Source organism: Stenotrophomonas sp. STK16_22 (assembly GCF_051984505.1).
GTDB classification, from domain to species: Bacteria; Pseudomonadota; Gammaproteobacteria; order Xanthomonadales; family Xanthomonadaceae; genus Stenotrophomonas; species Stenotrophomonas maltophilia_A.
In genome coordinates this window covers 4664522-4682905 of the sequence record NZ_CP196972.1, presented here as the reverse complement: position 1 = coordinate 4682905, position 18384 = coordinate 4664522, and the positions used below count along the sequence as shown (strand labels likewise).

Below are 18384 nucleotides of genomic sequence, written 5' to 3'. Positions count from 1 at the left end.
GGACATGAGCAACGAATACGAGTACGAGGACGTCAGCCCGGACGGTACCCAGATACTGAGGCACCGGCGCGAAAAGGACTTTGTGCTCGCCATCGGCGAAGAGCAGCACATCGAAGCGATCAGCGGCCATATCGAGCGCCATCTCGGACCGATCGCCACGGTCCTGCACGAACTCATTTCCGACCTGGTGCACATTGACGTGCACGTGGTGCCGGCCAATGACCACTGCCCGTACCTGCGCCTGGTCACCTCCGGCATGAGCGACCTGCCGATGACCGTGCCCGCCGACGTGGACGCGGATGTGCCGCGCTACATGGAGCTGATGGTGACCCTGCCGGCCGACTGGCCGATGTCCCAGGACGCCTTCGAGGACGAGCGCAATTACTGGCCGGTGCGCCTGCTGAAGGGCATGGCGCGGCTGCCGCACGAGTACGACACGTGGCTGGGCTTCGGCCACACCATTCCCAACGGCCATCCCAGCGAGCCTTATGCGCCCGGAGCAGGCTTCGACGGTGCCATCGTGCTGATGCCGGTGACTGCTCCGGAGGACTTCGCCACGCTGGAGCTGGAGGATGGCAGGACCATCAGCTTCATGAGCCTGGTTCCGCTGTATCCGGAAGAGATGGACCTGAAGCTGAAGAAGGGCGCCGACGCCCTGCTCGACCGCTTCGATGCGAAGCAGATCAACGATGTGATCGAGCCGGGCCGGGTCAACGTCGCCAGGAAGCGTTTCGGTTTGTTCTGAGACCGGTAACATCAGGGGCCTGAATTTCTGCTTCCGGGCCCCTGCCATGACCATCCTGCTTACCGGCGCTGCCGGCTTCATCGGTGCCTACACCGCCCGCGCGCTGCTGGAGGCGGGCCAGCCGGTGGTCGGCCTGGACAACTTCAACGACTACTACGACCCGCAGATCAAGCGCGACCGCGTGGCCGCGCTGTGCCCGGCGCTGGACCTGCGCACGCTCGACCTGACCGACCAGCAGGGCCTGGCTGCGCTGTTCGACGAGGTGAAGCCGACCGCGGTGATCCATCTGGCTGCACAGGCGGGCGTGCGCTATTCGCTGGAAAACCCGCAGGCCTACGTCGACAGCAATCTGGTCGGCTTCGTCAACATGCTCGAGCTGTGCCGCCACCGTGGCGTGCAGCATCTGGTGTATGCGTCGAGCAGCTCGGTCTACGGTGATTCGGCCACGCCGCCGTTCTCCGAGGACCAGCGCGTGGACCAGCCGCGCTCGCTGTATGCGGCCACCAAGGCGGCCAACGAGCTGATGGCCTACACCTACGCGCAGCTGTACGGCCTGCATGCCACCGGCCTGCGCTTCTTCACCGTGTATGGCCCGTGGGGCCGGCCGGACATGGCACCGTTGCTCTTCTCGCGCGCGGTGCTGGCCGGGCGGCCGATCGACGTGTTCAACGAAGGCCGCATGCAGCGCGACTTCACACATGTCTCCGACATCGTGTCCGGTATTCTCGGCGCGCTCGCGCATCCGGCCGATGGTCCGGTACCGCACCGGGTGTTCAACCTCGGCAACCATACGCCGGTCGAGCTGGAGCGCTTCATCAGCGTGATCGAGCAGGCCGCCGGTCGCCCCGCGCAGAAGGTCTACAAGCCGATGCAGCCGGGCGACATGGTGCGCACGATGGCCGATACCCGGCGCGCCCATGACGCATTCGGCTTCGACGCGGTGACCCCGATCGAAGCAGGGTTGCCCCCCGTCGTGCAGTGGTGCCGCGAGTATTTTGGCGACCGCGCCTGAGGAGGGATCCTCACACAGCCGGATTCATCTTCGGATAACCTCGGCTTCGGAGAATGCGCGGTCTTTGTCCCCCTTTGGCCGAGTGCCTTATGAGCCAACCCGAGCTTTCCGTTGTCGTCCCGGTGTTCAACGAACGCGACAATGTCGCCCCGCTGGTTGCCGAAATCACCGCCGCACTGCGTGGGCGGCTTCCGTTCGAGATCGTCTACATCGACGATCACTCGCGCGATGACACCCTGGCGGTGCTGCAGGGCCTGAAGGCGACCACCCCGGAACTGCGGGTGCTGCACCATGTGAACCAGAGCGGGCAGAGCACCGCCGTGCGCACCGGCGTCAAGCACGCACGTGCGCCGTGGATCGCGACCCTGGATGGCGACGGGCAGAATGATCCGGCCGACATTCCCAAGCTGCTGGCGGCGCGCGATGCGGCCGAGGCGCAGGTGAAGCTGTTTGCCGGGTGGCGCGTCAACCGTCAGGACAGCGGCAGCAAGCGCTGGGCCAGCAAGTGGGCCAATGCCATCCGTGCACGCATGCTGCGCGACGATACGCCCGATACCGGCTGCGGCATCAAGCTGTTCGAGCGCAGCGCGTTCCTCGACCTGCCGTATTTTGACCACATGCACCGCTACCTGCCGGCGCTGATGCAGCGCGCCGGCTGGAAGACCACCAGCGTGCCGGTCAACCACCGCCACCGTACCGCCGGTGTCTCCAAGTACAACAACCTCGGCCGCGCCCTGGTTGGCATCCGTGACCTGCGTGGCGTGGCCTGGCTGATCACCCGCAGCAAGCGCACCGCGGTGGAGGAGCGTTGATGGATCTGGAGCTGCACTGGCTCGACCAGCCGCTCACCTGGCTGTACTGGACCGGCCTGCATGTGACCGGCTGGAAGCTGATCGGCTATACCGGCGCGCTGATGTTCGGGGGCCGCTGGCTGGTTCAGTTCATCGCCTCCAAACGCGCCGGCAAGCCGGTGATTCCGCGCCTGTTCTGGTACATGAGCGTGGTCGGCAGCCTGATGACGCTGAGCTACTTCCTGTTCTCGGCCAAGCAGGACTCGGTAGGCGTGCTGCAGAACCTGTTCCCGGCGTTCACCGCGCTGTACAGCCTGCAGCTCGACATCAAGCACCGGGGCTGGAAGCGGGACAAAGCCAGCCACTAGGTCTTCGGGGCCTCATCCGGTAGCTGCTGACCTTGGTCGGCGCTGGGTTTGGGGGCCAACCAAGGTTGGCCGCTACCGGAGCCCCGGTCTGCCACGCTACGGTAGATGCCGACCTTGGTCGGCGCTGGGTTTGGGGGGCCAACCAAGGTTGGCCGCTACCGGGGCCCCGGCCTGCTGCGCAGGCAGGACCTTCGTCCCATGCCACGGGCCGTGGGCGGTGCCATCATCGGGGTCTGCCTTCCCGGGAACCTGTGCTCGTGAAAACCCGTCTTGCCGTTGCCCTGCTGATCGCCCTGTCCGCCCCTGCCGTAGCCCTGGCCGCACCGCCCGCCGCCGCCGCACCGGCCAGCGTGGCCACCGAATCGCCCGCCGATGCCGCCTTCCGCGCGCTGTACGAGAAGGAATGGAAGTGGCGCCAGGAGGGCGGCGGCGAGGCCAGCGAGGACGAGGACGCGCCAGCCAACGCCACTCGCATGCCCGATGTCGGCCCGGCCGCGCAGCAGGCGCGCCTGAAGGTGTGGGACGAGACCCTGGCTGCACTGAAGAAGATCGACCCGAAGACGCTCTCGCCCGACAACCAGATCAACTACGCGATCTACCGTGACCAGGTGTTCAACCTGGCCGAAGAAGTGCGCCTGCGTGGCTACGAGATGCCGTTCAACGCCGACTCCTCGTTCTGGTCCAACCTGTCCTTCATGGCCCGGCGCGAGATGAAGACCGTGCAGGACTACCAGAACTACATCGCACGCCTGAACGATGTACCGCGTTACTTCGGCCAGCAGACCGAAAACATGCGCGCCGGCCTGAAGCGAGGTTTCAGCGTGCCGCGCGCGGTGCTCGATGGCCGCGAAGTGTCCATCGCCACCGTCGCCGAGCTGATGGATCCCACCGAGTCGCCGCTGTACGCGCCGTTCAAGAAGCTGCCCAACAGCATTCCGGCCGCAGAGCAGGCCAGGCTGCAGGCGCAGGCGCGCGAAGCAATCAGTAGCAAGGTCGTGCCGGCGTTCCAGCAGCTGCGCACCTTCTTCGTCAACGAATACGTGCCGCAGGCGCGCACCACGCTGGCCGCCGAAGCGATGCCGGGCGGCAAGGCGTACTACAAGCAGCAGATCCACGAATACACCACGCTGGACCTGTCGCCGGACGAGATCCATCGCATCGGTCTGGATGAAGTCGCACGCATCCAGAAGGAAATGAACGACATCATCAAGCAGGTGAAGTTCAAGGGCAGCTTCGCCGAATTCCTGACCTTCCTGCGCACCGATCCGCAGTTCTATGCCAGGACGCCGGAAGAGCTGCTGTCGCGCGCCGCATGGATCTCCAAGCGGGCAGACGGTCAGCTCGGCAAGTACATGACCCTGCCGCGCGCGCGCTTCACCATTGTGCCGGTGCCGCCGGACATCGCGCCGTTCTGGACCGCCGGCCGCGGTGGCATGGGCACCTACTGGCTCAACACCTACAACCTGCCGTCGCGCCCGCTGTACAACCTGCCGGCGCTGACCCTGCATGAATCCGATCCGGGCCACGCGCTGCAGGGTGCCATTGCCGCTGAGCAGAAGAACCTGCCCGAGTTCCGCCGCAACGCCTACATCTCCGCCTACGGCGAAGGCTGGGCGCTGTACTGCGAGAAGCTGGGCGTGGAAATGGGCATCTACGAAACCCCGTATGAGGACTTCGGCCGCCTGACCTACGAAATGTGGCGCGCCGCGCGCCTGGTGATCGACACCGGTGTGCACAGCAAGGGCTGGAGCCGCGAGCAGGCCTTGGCCTACCTGCGTGACCACACCGCGCTGAGCGAGCATGAAGTGACCACCGAAGTGGACCGCTACATTTCCTGGCCGGGCCAGGCCCTGAGCTACAAGCTGGGCGAGATCGCCATCGTGCGCCTGCGTGCGCAGGCCGAGAAGGAGCTGGGCGACAAGTTCGACATCAAGGGTTTCCACGACACCCTGCTCAAGCAGGGCTCGGTGCCGCTGCCGGTGCTGGAACAGCAGATCCAGGCCTACATCGCCGAACGCAAGAAGGCCTGACCGTTCCAAGGTAGTGCCGGCCGCTGGCCGGCAACCCGCATGCACCGCAATTGTTCGACATTGCCGGCCAGCGGCCGGCACTACCAGGGATCGGAAAACGGGGTCGGATCGCACGATCCGACCCCGTGGTCTTTCAGCCCATCGCCCTTGGCTTGGCCACGCGTGCCGCAAACGTCGGCAGCACCAGCAGGGTCAGCACGGTGGCGGTGATCAGGCCACCGATCACCACCGTCGCCAGCGGCTTCTGCACTTCCGCACCGGAACCGCTGGCGATCGCCATCGGAATGAAGCCGACGATCGCCACCAGCGCCGTGGTCAGCACCGCGCGGATGCGGCTCGACGCACCGTTGATCGCCGCCTGCAGCGGCAGGTCACCGGCATCCAGGCGCTCGCGGATCGCCTGCATCAGCACCAGGCCGTTCAAGGTGGCCACGCCGGACACGGCGATGAAACCAACCGCCGCCGACACCGAAAACGGCATGCCACGCAGCAGCAGCGCGAGAATGCCGCCGACCAGCGCCAACGGCACGCAGCTGAACACCAGAATGGCTTCCTTGCCGCTGCGCAGGGCCATGAACAGCAGGCTGCCGATCAGCAGGAACACCACCGGCACCACCGTTGCCAGCCGCTTCTCCGCGCGCTGCAGGTTCTCGAACTGGCCACCCCAGGTCAGGTAGGCGCCCGGCGGCAATGCAACATCAGCCACCGCCGCCTGCGCCTCGCCGACAAAGCCGCCCAGATCGCGGCCACGCACGTTGGCCTGCACCACCACGCGGCGGCTGCCGTTGTTGCGGCTGATCTGGTTCGGCCCTTCGCTGACCGTGATGCGCGCGACCGACGACAGCGGAATCACCAGCCCCGACGGTGTAGCGATCGGCAGTGAGGCGAGCTGGTCCGGATCGTTGCGCGAGGCATCGTCCAGGCGCACCACCACGTTGAAGCGGCGATCACCTTCGAAGATCTTGCCGGCCGCCGTGCCACCAATGCCGGTGGACAGCGCATCACTCACGTCCGCGGCAGTCAGGCCGTACTGCGCCGCCGCCACGTGGTCGATGGCCACATTGAGCGTGGGCAGGCCGGAGATCTGTTCCACCCGCACGTCGGCCGCACCGTTCACCGCACGCAGCTTCAACGCCACCTGGTCGGCCACTTTCTGCAGCTGGCTGAAGTCATCGCCGAAGATCATTACCGCCAGGTCGGTACGCACGCCGGAGATCAGTTCGTTGAAGCGCAGTTCGATCGGCTGGCTGAACTCGAAACTGTTGCCCAGCTGCTGCCCGGCCAGCTTTTCGAAGCGTGCCACCAGCGCGTCCTTGCCCAGCTTCGGATCCGGCCAGTCCTTGCGTGGCTTCAGCACGATCACGCTGTCGGAGATGTTGGTCGGCATCGGGTCGATCGCTGCCTCGGCGGTACCGGTGCGCGAGAACACGGTTTCTACTTCCGGCTGCTTGGCAATCGCCTTTTCCAGTGCCAGCTGCATCGCCAGCGACTGCTCCAGCGAGGTCGACGGCACGCGCAGGGCCTGCATCGCCACGTTGCCTTCGTCCAGCGTCGGCATGAACTCGCGGCCCAGCAGCGAGAACGAACCGATACCCACCACCATCATCATCACCGCACCGGCCAGCACCGTGCGCGGATGCGCCACGGCCTTGCGCACCACCGGTTCGATGCGCGCACGCAGCACGCGGATCAGCTTGGTTTCGTGCTCGCCATCGTCAGCATGTGCATCGCCGTCCTTCACCTTCGGCTCGCGCACCAGCAGTGCGGCCATCGCCGGCACGAAGGTGAAGGAGAAGATGAAGGCACCGATCAGGGCCAGCATGAACGTGGCCGCCATCGGGTGGAACGTCTTGCCCTCCACGCCTTCCAGGGTAAGGATCGGCGCGAACACCAGCAGGATGATCAGCTGCCCGAAGGCCGCAGGGCGCGCCATCTTCATCGCCGAATCGGCGGCCACGCGCAGGCGTTCCATCGCGGTCAACGCACGGCCCAGTTCGGCGCGGCGCTGGCCCAGCATCAGCAGGGTCGACTCGACCACGATCACCGCACCGTCCACCAGGATGCCGAAGTCCAGCGCACCCAGGCTCATCAGGTTGCCGCTGATGCCGAAGCGGTTCATGCCGATTACTGCGAACAGGAACGACAGCGGAATCACCAGCGCGGTGATCGTTGCCGCACGCAGGTTGCCCAGCAGCAGGAACAGCACCACCACCACCAGCAGCGCGCCCTCGGTGAGGTTCTTGGCCACGGTCTTGATGGTGGAATTGACCAGCACGCTGCGGTCCAGCACCGGTGCCGCCACGATGTCGGCCGGCAGCGATTTGTTCACCTGTTCCAGGCGCGCGGCTGCGGCCTGGGCCACGGTGCGGCTGTTGCCGCCGGCGATCATCAGCGCGGTACCCAGCACGGCTTCATGGCCGTTGCGGCTGGCCGCACCCAGGCGCGGCGCGCGGCTCAGCTCGACTTCGGCCACATCGGCCACGCGCACCACCACGCCATTGCGGGTGGCCACCGGGGCCTGTGCCAGATCCTCGGTGGTCAGCGCCAGGCCGTCAGCACGTACCACCAGGCCTTCGCCGGCACGCTGCACGAAACCGGCACCGGCCTGCACGTTGGAGCGCTGCAGGGCAGTGACCAGATCGGCCAGGCCGAGGGCGTGCGCGGCCAGCCGGGCGCTGTCCGGATGCACGCCGTATTCCTTGACGTAGCCGCCGACCGTATCGACGCCGGCCAGCCCCGGGCTGGAACGCATCTGCGGCGCGATGATCCAGTCCTGCACGGTGCGCAGGTAGGTGGCACGTTCTTCCGGCGTGCGCAGCAGGTTGCCTTCCGGCGTGCGGTAGACCTCACCGGCCTGCCAGCCGGCTTCACCGGGCTTGGCCAGCCTGGCCGGATCGAACATGGTGAAGTCCACGGTCCACATCAGCACTTCGCCGAGGCCGGTGGTGACCGGCGACAGCATCGGCGACGCGCCATCGGGCAGGTCTTCGGATGCCTCGCGCATGCGTTCGGCCACCTGCTGGCGCGCGAAGTAGATGTCGGTCGCATCGGTGAAGATCGCGGTGACCTGCGAGAAGCCATTGCGCGACAGCGAACGCGTGGTGGTCAGGCCGGGAATGCCGGCCAGCGCGGTTTCCAGCGGGTAGGTCACCTGCCGTTCGATCTGCTCCGGGGTCAGTGCAGGTGCCACCGTGTTGATCTGCACCTGGCGGTTGGTGATGTCCGGCACCGCGTCGATCGGCAGCTTGCCCAGCTGGAACAGGCCCACGGCAGCGATCAGCGCCGCCATGAACACCACCAGCCAGCGGTGGCGCACCGCTGTTTCAATGATCAGCTTGAACATGGTCGCCTCCTCAGTGGCCGTGCTCGGCTTCGCCCTTGGCCAGTTCGGCCTTGAGCAGGAAGGCGTTGGCACCGACGATGCGCTCGTTGCCGGTCAGTCCACCGAGGATCTCGATGCGGTCGCCGGCACGGCGCCCGGCCAGCACCGGCTGCGCCTTGAAGCCGCCGTCGACGGCGACGAACACCGCGCTGCCGCCATCAACGTTCTGCACCGCATCGGCGGGCACGCTGAGCGAACCGTCCTGGCCTTCGGTGACCACCACCGCCGAAACCGGCGAACCGGCCGGCGGCAGCGAAGCGTCCACCGGCGTGGCGCGGATCACCGCGACGCCGCCCTGCTGGCGCACATCGGCGGCCGATCCGGTAACGGTGGCGGTGAAGCTGCCACCCGGCACGCTCACTTCCAGCTTCATGCCGGGCGTGACCTGTGCGGCCAGCGCGGGCGGCGCGGTGAACACCAGTTCGTTCATCGCCGGATCGGCGACATCGGCCACCGCGCTGCCGGCAGCGACCACGCCGCCCGGGGTGACCTGCACGTTGCCGACGATGCCGGCTACCGGGCTGGTGATGCGCACGCGACCGCTGCTGTCCGGCGAACCGTTGGCGGCGGCTTGGGCCTGCGCGGCGGCGGCCTGGGCCTGTGCCGCCAGCGAACGTGCGCGCGAGGTTTCCATTTCCTGGCGGGCGACCACGCCCTGGTCGACCAGCGCCTTGTCGCGGCCATAGGCCAGGCGCGCGGCTTCTGCTTCGGCCGAGGCGGCCAGCGCATTGGCGCGGAACACCGCGGCCTCGCCACTGACCACGATGGCCAGTGCCTGGTTCTTCTTCACCGCCGTGCCCGGCGCGACCAGCACGCGCTCGACGCGGCCGGTCACCGTGGAGGCCACCGAAGCACGGGCGCCCACGGTGGGCTCGACCCTGCCGGACAGCCGGGTCGAGCCACCGCCACCGCGACCGATCGCGACCACTTCGATACCGGAGGCCTTGATCTGTTCCTGGGTCAGCTGCACCACGCCTTCATCGGCGTCGGCGGGGGCTTTGACGGTTTCCGCCTTGGCCTCCTTGCTGTCGGCGGCATGGCCGTGGCCATCGTCGGTGCCGGCCTTGGCCGCAGCGGGGTCTTCATTGGCAGGCGTCTGCGCGTTGCCGGCGCAGCCGGCAAGCAGGACGGTCAGCAGCACGCCGCCGATCAGCGGGAAAGTACGGGAGAGAGTCATTTGGCCTCCACAAAAGGTGCGCGCCCCTCAAGGCGGGCAAGATCGATTTCGGCGCCGACGCGCGACAGGCGCGCATCCACGGCGGTGCCGCGGGCGGCGATGAGGGCGCTGCGCGTGCTGCGCAGTTCCAGCTGCGAGATGCGTCCGGCGTCGAAGCCGACGCGGGCCAGGCGATACGCCTCTTCGGCGGCGACCACGCTTTCATCGGCGGCGCGGGTCCGGCTTCCGGCGGCTTTCAGTCCGGCTACGGCGGAGAGACGTGCCGCCTCGCTGTCGCGGCGCTGCTGGTCCAGGCGGGCCTCGGCCGCGCGCTGGTCGGCATTGGCGGCGCGGATGCCCCCGCGGTTGCGGTCGAACAGCGGGATGCTGAGGCTGACCCCGAGGTTGTAGGCACGCTCGCCGCCTTCGCGGAAGCGGGTCTGTGCGGCGGTGACACTGAGGTCGGGCAGGGCGCGCTTGCGCTCCACGTCGACCAGCTTGCCGGCCGCATCGGCTTCGGCTTCGGCGATGCGCACCGCCAGTGCCACGTCGGTGGCGCCACGCGGCAGCGGCGGGGCCCGGTCGAGCAGGCTGTCGTCAATCGACTGCACTGGTGCATCCAGCAGCGCGGCACCGGCCAGGCGGGCCAGCGCGGCATCGCGGAAGGCCTGCGCTTCATCCAGCGCAGCGCTGGCATTGGCCACTTCGCTCTGCGCCTGCACCGCGCGCAGCTGTGGCTCGCGGCCCTGCTTGACCATCGCGTTGACCGCATTGGCGTCATCGCGGGTGAGGGTCAGCGCCTCTTCGGCCAGGGAGTAGCGGCGCAGTGCACTTTCCGCCTGTGCGTAGACCACCGCCAGCTGGCTGGCCACGTCGCTGCGGCTTTGGGCACCACGCAGGTTGGCGGCCTGTGCCTCGGCGCGGGCGGCACGGACACGCGCGCCACGCTGGCCCCAGACCTCCAGCGGCTGGGACAGGGTGAGCACGGTATCGGCCTTGCCCATGCCGCCATAGGAGCCGGTGCCCCAGGCGTTTTCGGCGGAGTAGGAGAGGGAAGGATTGGGCAACGCACGGGCCTGGTCGGCACGCGCATCGGCGGCCTCGGCCAGTGCCGTACCCACACGGGTACCGGGCAGCTGGTCCAGGCGTTCAAGCAGGGTGTCGTAGGAGGGGGCGGCTTGCGCCATCACCGATGCCGCCGGGGCCAGGCCCAGCAACACGGCGACGACCAGCCCGGCCGCGCGCGGCGACCGAGGTGTCAGGATCGACATAGGGGGATTCCGGTTGTGAGTGAAACGGGAGCCCGCGATTGCGGGACGCGCTCAACTCACGCCCGGGGGGGACGCGTCAATTCATCCTGGGCGACCGCATAGGTCGCCACGTCGCCGGTATTCATCCAGCGCGCCGGCACCGGCGTACCGAAGGCGGCGAAATCGTTCGCCGGCAGGCTCAGCGTGGAGTGGTGGCAGTGGTTATGCGTGCAGGCACCCGTGTGCTTGCTGTCGCTGTCGCTGTCACCGCCTGCGTCGTCCGCGAGGGATTCGACATGGGCGCTGCTGGCATGCGGTTCCACCGCACACACCAGTGCGTCGGCCACCGGCACGACCACGAATGCCGCCATCAGCAGCATCATCAGGTACGTACGCAGTTGGCGGGTGATCCGGCGCATGGAGGGGAGGCTAGCAAGCGGTTTTCGCCGGATACAATATCAATGACCACCTCGGGAATTCGTCGGAACCTCCCGTTCAGGTGGGCCGGGCACGCCAGCTCTGGCAGGTGCCGACCTCCTGCCCTGGTGGGTGTCGACCTTGGTCGACACGCTTTTCGACCCCCGACACATTGCCGGCCAGCGGCCGGCACTACCCGTATCACGGCAGCTTCGCGATCACCTTGATCTCGAACTGGAACCCGTACAGCCAGGTCACGCCGATGCCGGTCAGGGTCGGGTGCGGCGCCTCGCCCCAGTACTCGGGCACGATCGCCCAGGCCTTCTCGAAGTTCTTCTCGGGGTCGACCAGGAACACGGTCACGTCGACCACGTCATCGAAGCTGCAGCCGGCGGCAGCCAGTACCGCATTGAGATTTTCGAAGGCGCGGCGCACCTGCGCTTCGAAGTCCGGCTCAGGCGAACCATCCTCGCGGCTGCCGACCTGGCCGGAAACGAACAGGAAGCCGTTGGATCGGATCGCTGGCGAGTAGCGGTTGCGCTCGTACAGGGCCTGGCGGCCGGCGGGGAAAACGACATCGCGCTGTGACATGGGAAGGAACCCGTGGGAAAGAACGCCATCCTCCCCGCCAGCGCTGTCTGGATAAACCGCGATGATCGGCCTAGATTGATTGCCAATTCCAAACAATTATCGCCAGCCATGGACCGTTTCGAGGCGATGCGCGCCTTTGCCCGAGTAGTGGAAACCGGCAGCTTCACCCGCGCCGCGCAGACCCTGCAGATCAGCCGAACCACGGTCACCCAGCTGGTGCAGCAGCTGGAGGCACACCTGCGGCTGCGCCTGCTCAACCGCACAACGCGCCGGGTCAGCGTCACCGCCGACGGCGCGGCCTACTACCCGCGCATCGCCCGCCTGCTGGCCGAGCTGGAAGAAGTGGAGGGCGGGCTGGGCGACGCGGCCACCCAGCCACGCGGGCGACTGCGCGTGGATGTGCCGGGGCCCTACGCGCGGCTGCGGCTGGTACCGGCGCTGCCGGATTTCCAGGCGCGCTACCCGGAGATCCAGCTGGACATCGGCGTGAGTGACCGCGAGGTCGACGTCATCGCCGACAACGTCGATTGCGTGATCCGTGGTGGCACTCCAGCCGACCCGGCGCTGGTGGCGCGGCCGCTTGCTGCGCTGCCGATCGGCTTCCACGCCAGCCCGGGCTATGTGCAGTGCTTCGGCGTGCCGACCGACCCGCGCGCGCTGGAAGGGCCCGATCACCACATGGTCGGCTTCCTCAGCCCGCGCAGTGGCCGCGCCCGCGTGTTCACTGCACAGCGTGGCGATGAGCGCGTCGAGGTGCAGGGCCGCTATACGGTCGGCTTCGACGACGGCAACGCCTATCTGGCGGCTGCGTTGGCGGGGCTCGGCGTGGTGGCGCTGCCCAGCTACATGGCCGAACCGCACGTGGCGCGTGGTGAGCTGCTGCCGCTGCTGCGGGACTGGCAGCTGCCACCGATGCCGATGCATGTGATGTTCCCGCCCAACCGGCACATGAGCCAGCGGCTGCGGGTGTTCATCGATTGGGTGGTGGAAGCGTTGGGGTGAGTGCATCGGTCGCGTGCGAAAATCCGGCTGCACGTACTGGAGAACGCACACCCTGATGAGCCGCATCGTCGCACTGGATACCGAAACCACCGGCATCTCCCACCGCCTGGGGCACCGGGTGATCGAAATCGGTGCCGTCGAACTGATCGATGGCCAGCTCACCGGCCGCCAGTTCCACACCTACCTGCAGCCGCAGCGCAAGGTGGACTGGGGCGCGCAGCGCGTGCACGGCATCAGCGACGCGATGCTGGTAGGCAAGCCGCTGTTCTCCAGCAAGGCTGCCGAACTGCTGGAGTTCCTGCGTGGCAGCGAGATGGTCGCGCACAACGCCACCTTCGATGTGGGCTTCCTGGACAACGAGCTGCGCCTGGCTGGCATCCCCGGCACGCTGGCCCAGCATTGCCGCATCACCTGCAGCCTGAAGCTGGCGCGCGGGCGCTGGCCAGGCCAGGGCAATAAACTGGACGACGTGTTGCAGCGCCTGCGCATTCCCAGCCAGCGCGGCCTGCACGGCGCGTTGAAGGATGCCCATCTACTGGCCCAGGTGATTCCGCATCTGCGCTGAGGCCTGGTCGCCGTTACATCGGCCGCAACCAGCGCTCGATCATTGCCACGCCACATGCCACCCCGTCCTCACTGCTCATCGCCACGCCCAAGGCCGCCGCGCGTGCGCGTGTTGCTTCGGTTGCAGCGAAGGTGATGGCTGCTGCCAGCGCTGCTGCATCCAGTCGCTTCGGTGACAACGGTGCCGGTGCTACGCCCAACCGATACAGGCGATCGGCCCAGAAGAACTGATCTGCGGCGAACGGCATCACCAGTGAAGGAATGCCGGCGCGGCAGGCCGAATGCGTGGTGCCGCTGCCACCGTGGTGGATGGCGAATGCGCAACGCGGGAACAGCGCTTCGTGTGGGGTCGGGCCCAGGACGAAGACAGAATCGGGCAAGCGCATCGCAGGCAGTCCCACCCAGCCGGGAAACAGCAGGACACGGCGCGGTGCCAACGCCTGCAGCAGGGCCGGCAACACGCGTTCGCGATCAAAGCCGGTCATGCTGCCGAAGCCCAGATAGACCGGCGGCGGTCCGGCGTCGAGGAAGGCCTGCAGATCGGCCGGCGGCGTCCAGGGCGCATCAGGAAACCGCCATTGGCCACAGACGATGTGGTCGGCCGGCCAGTCCGTCGGTGGCGGCAGCAGCTGCGGCGAGATGCCATAGAGCATCGGCAGGCCGGACCACAGCGAGCGGCGCGGCGATTGCCCCAGCTGCTTGCGGGCCTCGTTGATCGGCTGGCGGAACTGGCGCCAGATCAGGCCGTTGACCAGCCCATAGCTGGCCCGGTTCAACCAGCCCGGCGAGCGTCCCGGCGGCAGGAACGGGGAGCGGAAGGCACGCGTCGGGGTCAGCGGAATCATGCCGGTCCCGATCACCGGCAGACCCCGGCGTTCGCCCACACTCATGCCGACAAAGGCCGCCAGCCCACCCGTCAGGATCGCGTCGCAACCCTCGGCCGCCGCGTCCGCCTGCCGCATCCAGCCAGTGACATGCTGCAGCGCCATCCGTGCCAGTCCGCTACTGGCGGCGGCAACACCGTTGCCACGCGAGACCAGCGCGACCACTTCGTCATGGATGTCACCTTCCAGGGACGCATGGGGCACATTCAGCGCCTGCGCGCTGCCCAGCGTGCCGCCATCGGCCAGCAGTGTCACCTCGTGGCCTGCGCCAATCAGCCCATGGCAGAGCATGGCCAGCGGACGCGTATCGCCTTCGGTTCCGTAGGTCAGGGCCAGCAGCCGCATGGAAAGCTCCGCAGTGAACCGGGCCAGTATGCCGGTTGGTGGGCTCCCGACCCTCCCGGTTCAGTCCCGGCCTGTGGGTAACTTGCGCAAGTGCTTGAACCCGTGCATAATGCGCGGCTCGCTGTGTCCGGTTTTCTACCGGGCGGCGCCCCCGGGAGCACGTCCCCGGCCGCCCAACGCCAGCGTAACCCTTTGATTCTCTTGACGTGTGGTGGGCAACCATCGAGGCCGCCGTCTCCCGGGCTACGGGCTGACACAACTTACTATCGAGGTGCGCAATGTCCCGCGTATGCCAGGTTTCCGGCAAGCGAGTGCAGACGGGTAACAACGTCTCGCACGCCAACAACAAGACCCGTCGTCGTTTCCTGCCGAATCTGCACGAGCGCCGCTTCTGGGTTGCCAGCGAAAACCGCTGGGTGAAGCTTCGTGTTTCCGCGCATGCACTGCGCACCATCGACAAGAACGGTATCGATTCCGTTCTGGCTGAGCTGCGTGCGCGCGGCGAAAAGGTCTGAGGAGTAGACGATCATGGCAGGCAAGCGCGATAAGGTCCGTATGATTTCGACCGCTGGTACCGGTCACTTCTACACGACCGACAAGAACAAGAAGAACACCCCGGGGAAGATGGAATTCTCCAAGTACGATCCGGTCGTGCGCAAGCACGTCCCGTACAAGGAAGGCAAGATCAAGTAATCCGCAAGGATTGCTGATCCCCGCGAAGAAACCCGCCCTTGTGGCGGGTTTTTTCATGCCCGACGGTGGGGCCGGTGGGTGCCTGTGGGTGCCGACCGTTGGTCGGCACACTCCCCCGGTAGGTGTCGACCTTGGTCGACACGCTGTCCCCTCACCCGGTAGGTGCCAACCTTGGTTGGCACACGGCTTCAAAGCAGTCGAGCGCGGCTCGACTCTACACACCCCGCTGGGCAGAATGGCCCATCACCTCCCGACGGGCGACGCGATGCTGTTCGAGTGGTTGCTGGGTTCCTACCTGCTGCTGATCGACTGGCTGATCCGGCTGGTCGCGCTGTGCTGGATTCCCACCCGCACCACGCCTGGCGCGGCGCGCAGCTGGCTGCTGCTGGTCGGCTTCGTACCGCTGCTGGGCCTGCCGCTGTATCTGCTCTTCGGCCACCCGTGGCTGTCGCGCGAGCGCATCCGCCGCCAGGCCGAGGCCTCGCAGGTCATCCGCGAGGAACAGGCACTGCAGCATCGCCTGCGCTGGACCCCACAGCCCGACACCGCCAGCGCCGAGATCGTGCCGCTGGTGCAGCGCCAGGGCGATTTCATGCCGGTGCACGGCAACGCCGTCGATCTGCTGACCGACTACGACGAGTCGCTGCACACGCTGATCGCCGACATCGACCAGGCCGAAGACCGCGTGCACCTGCTGTACTACCTGATGTTCGATGACGCGGTCGGCGAGGCCATTGTCGAGGCCTTGCAGCGTGCCGCCGCGCGTGGCGTGCAGTGCCGCGTGCTGCTCGATGCGGTGGGCGCCAAGCGTGGCCTGCGCGCCTATCGCAAGCGCCTGCAGGCGCGCGACATCGAAGTGCGCGCGATGCTGCCCGGTGGCCTGCGCTGGCGCCGCAGCGGGCGCATGGACCTGCGCAACCACCGCAAGATCGCGGTGATCGACAACGAAGTGGCCTATGTCGGTTCGCAGAATCTGGCGGGCCCGCGGTTCGTGCCGGGCCACCCGAACCGCGAGCTGGTGGCGCGCGTGCGCGGCCCGGCGGTGGCGCATCTGGAAGCCGTATTCGCCAGCGACTGGTACATGGAGACCGGCCAGCGCCTGGATGTGATCACCGATGTGCCCGAATGCGGCGACGACATCGCCACCCAGCTGCTGCCCAGCGGCCCGGCCTACCCGTACAGCAACGCGCGCGACGCGGTTGCGGCGCTGATCCACCTCGCACGGCGCCGGCTGGTGATGGTCACCCCGTATTTCGTGCCTGACGAAGCCACGCTCAGCGCGCTGCGCATCGCGGCGTTGTCCGGCGTGGAAGTGCAGCTGATCCTGTCGGCCAGCAACAACCAGCGGCTGACCTCGTGGGCACAGGAGGCCTACTACGACGAGCTGCTGCGCTGTGGCGTGCGCATCGCGCTGTACGAGCCGCAGTTCCTGCACGCCAAGCACATGAGCGTGGATGAGGACATCGCTGTGCTCGGCTCGATCAACATGGATATCCGCTCGTTCGCGCTGAATGCCGAAATCGGCCTGATCTGCTACGACCGCGCGCTGGTGCAGCAGCTGTGCGCGATCGAGGATGGCTACCTGCGTGAAGCGCGGCAGCTGGACCTGCAGCAGTGGCGCAGCCGCCCTACGTGGCGGCGCAGCCGCGAAGGTATTGCACGGCTGGCCGATGCGTTGATGTGAGGCGGCGGCAACCGCCCATTTCGGCAATCCGGCCTGTCATCGCCGATGGCCTACAATCGGCGCATGACTGATTCACCGCGTAATGGCGAACTGGACCTGGCGATCATCGGTGGTGGTGCGGCTGGCGTGCTGGTGGCGATCCAGGTATTGCGCCAGGCCAAGGCGCCGCTGGCGCTGGCCATTTTCGAACCCGCCTCGCAGCTGGCGCAGGGCATCGCCTATGCCACGCCATGGCCGGAGCATCTGCTGAACGTGCCGGCGGCGAAGATGAGTGCGTTTGCCAACCAGCCCGGCGATTTCCTCGACTACCTGATGGCCGCCAATGCCTACCCGGGCGAGGCGCGCGAGGTGCTGGGCGAGCGCTATGTGTGCCGCCACTACTTTGCTGCCTACCTGCAGCAGCGCCTGCAGGAGGCCGCTGCGACCAGCCCGGCACAGCTGCAGGTGATCGCGCAGCCGGTGCTGGGCCTGCAGCCGGATGACCACGGTTACCAGCTGACACTCGGCGATGGCAGCACGCTGCACGCCGCGCAGGCGGTGCTGACCACCGGCAACAGCATGCGACCGCTGCCGGTAGCCGGTGCCGAGGCACTGCCCGCCGATGACGTGATCGAGGCCTGGGACTACGACGGCGTGCGCACCCTGGCCGGCGAGCAGGCCGTGGCCATCGTCGGGTCCGGCCTGAGCATGGCCGACACCGTGTTGGCATTGGTCGCCGCCGGCCACACCGGCCCGCTGCATGTGATCTCGCGCCACGGCCTGCTGCCGTTGCCGCATGCGCACGGGGGGCTGCCCACGTTCGATCCGGCTTTACTGCTGCCGATGAACCTGCGCCAGCGCCTGCGCGCGTTGCGCGGGTTCGCACGCCAGTCACAGGCCGACGGCCTGCCGTGGCAGGGCGTGATGGACCGCATCCGTCCGCACGGGCAGGCGCTGTGGTGCAGCCTCGAAGAGGCCGACCAGCGTCGCTTCCTGCGCCATGTGGTGCGCTATTGGGACGTGCATCGCCACCGCATCGCCGAAGAAGTGGATGCGCAGTTGCAGACGCTGCAGGACAGCGGCCAGCTGCGTATTCACCGGTCCCGCCTGCAACGTGTCTGGCGCGACGGCGATGCGCTGCAGCTGTCGGGCCGCGATGCCTCGGGCAATGAACAGCAGTGGATGATCGGCGGGGTGATCAACGCCACCGGCGTGGAGACCCGCGCCAGCGCACTGCGCAATCCGTTGCTGCAGCAGCTGCAGGCCGATGGGCTGGCACGCCCCGGCCCGCATGGACTGGGGTTGGACAGCACGGTGCCGGGCGATCGCCTGCGTGCCGCCGGTGGCCAGCCGCAGGCACGGCTGGGCGTGCTCGGCAGCCTGCGCATCGGCAGCCTGTGGGAAAGCCTGGCGGTGCCTGAACTGCGTCAGCAGGCGCAGGCACTGGCAACCCAGGTGGTCGCAGGAGCCGCGACGGCGATGCCGTAAAAT

17 protein-coding genes are annotated in these 18384 nt (G+C 67.4%); 11 read left to right on the top strand and 6 right to left on the bottom strand.

Going from position 1 to position 18384, the window contains the following annotated elements; translation table 11 throughout:
* Positions 1 to 4 precede the first annotated feature (4 nt).
* The 5 genes from ACSYAO_RS21630 (at position 5) to ACSYAO_RS21610 (ending at position 4946) form a co-directional block, all read left to right on the top strand.
* Positions 5 to 745, top strand: coding sequence for a suppressor of fused domain protein (locus ACSYAO_RS21630; protein WP_032128474.1), 741 nt, complete (start codon positions 5 to 7; stop codon positions 743 to 745).
* Between the two features lie 46 nt (positions 746 to 791).
* Positions 792 to 1757: an NAD-dependent epimerase/dehydratase family protein gene (locus tag ACSYAO_RS21625; protein ID WP_049462262.1), complete on the top strand. Its 966-nt coding sequence runs from the start codon at positions 792 to 794 to the stop codon at positions 1755 to 1757.
* 89 nt (positions 1758 to 1846) lie between these two features.
* Complete coding sequence (locus ACSYAO_RS21620; RefSeq protein WP_005420380.1) at positions 1847 to 2569, top strand: glycosyltransferase family 2 protein; 723 nt, start codon at positions 1847 to 1849, stop codon at positions 2567 to 2569.
* A complete protein-coding gene (locus ACSYAO_RS21615; protein ID WP_005414908.1) occupies positions 2569 to 2916 on the top strand; it encodes a lipid-A-disaccharide synthase N-terminal domain-containing protein in 348 nt (115 codons plus the stop codon). Before ACSYAO_RS21620 ends, ACSYAO_RS21615 begins: the two co-directional genes overlap by 1 nt.
* 257 nt (positions 2917 to 3173) lie before the next feature.
* Positions 3174 to 4946 carry a DUF885 domain-containing protein gene (locus tag ACSYAO_RS21610; protein WP_049462263.1) on the top strand — a complete coding sequence of 591 codons (1773 nt, stop codon included), beginning with the start codon at positions 3174 to 3176 and terminating at the stop codon, positions 4944 to 4946.
* A gap of 133 nt (positions 4947 to 5079) precedes the next feature.
* Here the strand turns inward: ACSYAO_RS21610 and ACSYAO_RS21605 are convergent, their stop codons facing one another.
* The 5 genes from ACSYAO_RS21605 to ACSYAO_RS21585 all read right to left on the bottom strand — a co-directional run bounded on the left by ACSYAO_RS21605 (position 5080) and on the right by ACSYAO_RS21585 (position 11742).
* A complete protein-coding gene (locus ACSYAO_RS21605) occupies positions 5080 to 8289 on the bottom strand; it encodes an efflux RND transporter permease subunit (RefSeq protein WP_049462264.1) in 3210 nt (1069 codons plus the stop codon).
* 10 nt (positions 8290 to 8299) lie between these two features.
* Positions 8300 to 9505: an efflux RND transporter periplasmic adaptor subunit gene (locus ACSYAO_RS21600; protein WP_049462265.1), complete on the bottom strand. Its 1206-nt coding sequence runs from the start codon at positions 9503 to 9505 to the stop codon at positions 8300 to 8302.
* A complete protein-coding gene (locus tag ACSYAO_RS21595) occupies positions 9502 to 10755 on the bottom strand; it encodes a TolC family protein (RefSeq protein WP_049462266.1) in 1254 nt (417 codons plus the stop codon). The genes ACSYAO_RS21600 and ACSYAO_RS21595 overlap by 4 nt, the downstream gene beginning before the upstream one ends.
* Before the next feature lie 56 nt (positions 10756 to 10811).
* Positions 10812 to 11153: a hypothetical protein gene (locus ACSYAO_RS21590; protein WP_049462267.1), complete on the bottom strand. Its 342-nt coding sequence runs from the start codon at positions 11151 to 11153 to the stop codon at positions 10812 to 10814.
* Positions 11154 to 11352: 199 nt separating this feature from the next.
* On the bottom strand, positions 11353 to 11742 hold the full coding sequence (locus tag ACSYAO_RS21585) for a RidA family protein (protein ID WP_012512496.1): 390 nt from the start codon (positions 11740 to 11742) through the stop codon (positions 11353 to 11355).
* 108 nt (positions 11743 to 11850) lie between these two features.
* Between ACSYAO_RS21585 and ACSYAO_RS21580 the strand changes: the two genes are divergently transcribed.
* A complete protein-coding gene (locus ACSYAO_RS21580) occupies positions 11851 to 12744 on the top strand; it encodes a LysR family transcriptional regulator (RefSeq protein WP_049462268.1) in 894 nt (297 codons plus the stop codon).
* A 55-nt stretch (positions 12745 to 12799) separates the two neighbouring features.
* Positions 12800 to 13309 (top strand): DNA polymerase III subunit epsilon, encoded by a 510-nt coding sequence (gene dnaQ / locus ACSYAO_RS21575; RefSeq protein WP_049462269.1) that lies wholly within the window; start codon positions 12800 to 12802, stop codon positions 13307 to 13309.
* Positions 13310 to 13322: 13 nt separating this feature from the next.
* On the opposite strand, the gene ACSYAO_RS21570 is transcribed toward dnaQ, so the two are convergent.
* The gene (locus ACSYAO_RS21570) at positions 13323 to 14537 is read right to left on the bottom strand and encodes a glycosyltransferase (protein ID WP_049462270.1); all 1215 of its coding nucleotides are present in this window, start codon (positions 14535 to 14537) and stop codon (positions 13323 to 13325) included.
* Between the two features lie 278 nt (positions 14538 to 14815).
* Between ACSYAO_RS21570 and rpmB the strand changes: the two genes are divergently transcribed.
* From rpmB to ACSYAO_RS21550, 4 genes are all read left to right on the top strand, one after another.
* Entirely contained in the window at positions 14816 to 15052 is a 237-nt protein-coding gene (gene rpmB, locus ACSYAO_RS21565) for a 50S ribosomal protein L28 (protein WP_005411638.1), read from the top strand.
* Between the two features lie 10 nt (positions 15053 to 15062).
* Positions 15063 to 15230: a 50S ribosomal protein L33 gene (gene rpmG, locus ACSYAO_RS21560; protein ID WP_170272460.1), complete on the top strand. Its 168-nt coding sequence runs from the start codon at positions 15063 to 15065 to the stop codon at positions 15228 to 15230.
* A gap of 265 nt (positions 15231 to 15495) precedes the next feature.
* Complete coding sequence (cls, locus tag ACSYAO_RS21555) at positions 15496 to 16914, top strand: cardiolipin synthase (RefSeq protein WP_049462271.1); 1419 nt, start codon at positions 15496 to 15498, stop codon at positions 16912 to 16914.
* 45 nt (positions 16915 to 16959) lie between these two features.
* Complete coding sequence (locus tag ACSYAO_RS21550) at positions 16960 to 18381, top strand: FAD/NAD(P)-binding protein (RefSeq protein WP_049462272.1); 1422 nt, start codon at positions 16960 to 16962, stop codon at positions 18379 to 18381.
* The last annotated feature ends 3 nt before the right edge of the window (positions 18382 to 18384 follow it).

Coding starts and splice junctions, on each gene's coding strand:
- ACSYAO_RS21630 (WP_032128474.1), top strand. CDS start 5: ATGAGCAACGAATACGAGTACGAGGACGTCAGCCCGGACGGTACCCAG.
- ACSYAO_RS21625 (WP_049462262.1), top strand. CDS start 792: ATGACCATCCTGCTTACCGGCGCTGCCGGCTTCATCGGTGCCTACACC.
- ACSYAO_RS21620 (WP_005420380.1), top strand. CDS start 1,847: ATGAGCCAACCCGAGCTTTCCGTTGTCGTCCCGGTGTTCAACGAACGC.
- ACSYAO_RS21615 (WP_005414908.1), top strand. CDS start 2,569: ATGGATCTGGAGCTGCACTGGCTCGACCAGCCGCTCACCTGGCTGTAC.
- ACSYAO_RS21605 (WP_049462264.1), bottom strand. CDS start 8,289: ATGTTCAAGCTGATCATTGAAACAGCGGTGCGCCACCGCTGGCTGGTG.
- ACSYAO_RS21600 (WP_049462265.1), bottom strand. CDS start 9,505: ATGACTCTCTCCCGTACTTTCCCGCTGATCGGCGGCGTGCTGCTGACC.
- ACSYAO_RS21595 (WP_049462266.1), bottom strand. CDS start 10,755: ATGTCGATCCTGACACCTCGGTCGCCGCGCGCGGCCGGGCTGGTCGTC.
- ACSYAO_RS21590 (WP_049462267.1), bottom strand. CDS start 11,153: ATGCGCCGGATCACCCGCCAACTGCGTACGTACCTGATGATGCTGCTG.
- ACSYAO_RS21585 (WP_012512496.1), bottom strand. CDS start 11,742: ATGTCACAGCGCGATGTCGTTTTCCCCGCCGGCCGCCAGGCCCTGTAC.
- ACSYAO_RS21580 (WP_049462268.1), top strand. CDS start 11,851: ATGGACCGTTTCGAGGCGATGCGCGCCTTTGCCCGAGTAGTGGAAACC.
- dnaQ (WP_049462269.1), top strand. CDS start 12,800: ATGAGCCGCATCGTCGCACTGGATACCGAAACCACCGGCATCTCCCAC.
- ACSYAO_RS21570 (WP_049462270.1), bottom strand. CDS start 14,537: ATGCGGCTGCTGGCCCTGACCTACGGAACCGAAGGCGATACGCGTCCG.
- rpmB (WP_005411638.1), top strand. CDS start 14,816: ATGTCCCGCGTATGCCAGGTTTCCGGCAAGCGAGTGCAGACGGGTAAC.
- cls (WP_049462271.1), top strand. CDS start 15,496: ATGCTGTTCGAGTGGTTGCTGGGTTCCTACCTGCTGCTGATCGACTGG.
- ACSYAO_RS21550 (WP_049462272.1), top strand. CDS start 16,960: ATGGCCTACAATCGGCGCATGACTGATTCACCGCGTAATGGCGAACTG.